The 1,597-nt window shown below is 44.6% G+C and carries 1 protein-coding gene and 1 rRNA gene; both read right to left on the reverse strand.

Going from position 1 to position 1,597, the window contains the following annotated elements; all coding sequences use genetic code 11:
* Nucleotides 1–310: 310 nt before the first annotated feature.
* Entirely contained in the window at nucleotides 311–1,267 is a 957-nt protein-coding gene (locus E0E16_RS13250) for an IS256 family transposase, variant Zn-binding type (RefSeq protein WP_130830677.1), read from the reverse strand.
* A 241-nt stretch (nucleotides 1,268–1,508) separates the two neighbouring features.
* Nucleotides 1,509–1,597 (reverse strand): 5S ribosomal RNA (gene rrf, locus E0E16_RS13255); the annotation flags it as partial.

The raw sequence follows: 1,597 nt of genomic DNA on the forward strand, positions 1-1,597 counted from the left end.
CCGTTCTTTTTAACATTTGAGCTGCCACAGAATACACATGTTTTTTATTCATAGGTTTTCAAATGGCACAAAGGTAATAAATAAAGGACATCTGGAGCTTTTCAGCCTACCAAATGTCCATTACGCCCATTTTGCAGGCTGTTTTTTTGTATTAGGTGTTCAATAGCTCAAATTGCAGGCTGGCTTTATTCAGAATATTCAAAGAGTTTATATACCTTTGCCATGCAGTCTGAAGCATAATGGGGCTCTGCTGGGGAGCAACTCCATGAGGAATAGGATTGTATAAAACGACAAGTATGAACAGGATCCACTATGGGTGTGGTTCCTGCTTTTTCATACTTTGAGTTTCTATCAATGCCAAGAAAAACCCATTGATGAACCTTTTGCGATTCTCTTGTGTAAGTCCGCTATGATTGTTCAAGTTTTTCTTCAGGTCAGTGAATGTTCCCTCAATCTTGTTGTTAGTATTGGGCATTCCCCAGCATTCCTCCCGCTGACAGGTAAAGAGATAAGGCAAGTAGAAATCAAGGCTGTTCATGGCTGACCTCAACCGTCGGTGCGTATAATGCAGCCTGCCGTCCTTGTGCAGGCTGCGGTGTTCTATCGTACCCTTCCACTTTTCCTTCCATGCTTGATATTCGCTCCTGAAATCAGCCTCGTGGATTCGATGCAGCCTGTCCACAAGAGCCTTTAAATCCCGGCTGGCCAGCATTCTCGAATTCTGCGTAAGATACCTTCTGACAATCTGCTTCATGTGGAACTGGCACATCTGTACATGGTACTCAGAGAAAGACTTGAAGAGGCTCTTTTTCCCGTCAATAATCAGACCGCGTATGACATATCCACGCTTCTCAATACTGACGACTGCGTCTTCATAGTCCTTCACTGTCTCGCTCTTTGCAAAGGACAGATAGAGAGGCTTTCCGCTCTCCGTATCCAATGCGAGCAGCACACCGAAGTTTCGACCCCAATACGTTACGTCCAGATGGACAAAACCGCTTCCGTTTAGTGGAGGTTGCACCCACTCACACTTGATGTCATGCAACCTACGCTTGACCGTAGAGAGGCTTATCCTGAAGCGTACCGATAGTTCATTGATCGTCTGCTTCTGTTGTTGATAAGCAGTCCACAATTCATCATCGCTCACTTGGAAACCGGAGCGAAACTGATAGCCGCAATCCTGACATTTATACAGTTGTACACCTTTGCGAACACCATTCTTTTTCGTGTGAGTACTACCACACGCACGACATCTCATTTTGAACATACTAACTTTGAATTTTGAGGCAACTTAAATGCCCATAAAGTTAGTATACATCGGAAAGACACCTATGTCTCAGCCTGCAAAATGAGCTATTGAGCAATGTGAATCGTCAATTTAGTGCTGAAGGTATCTTGAATGGGCGAAACATGTGTATATATCGAATGGCATGACACTTTTCAGCCTGCAAAATGAGCTATAGGCCCCAAAAAAAGCCTCACGGATTTCTCCGTGAGGCTTCTCTAAAAAAAGGCAGCTACCTACTCTCCCACATTGCATTGCAGTACCATCGGCGCAACCGGGCTTAACTTCTCTGTTCGGGATGGGAAGAGGTGG

Origin of the sequence: Prevotella rectalis (assembly GCF_900607215.1) — a bacterium.
Lineage (GTDB): Bacteria > Bacteroidota > Bacteroidia > Bacteroidales > Bacteroidaceae > Prevotella > Prevotella brunnea.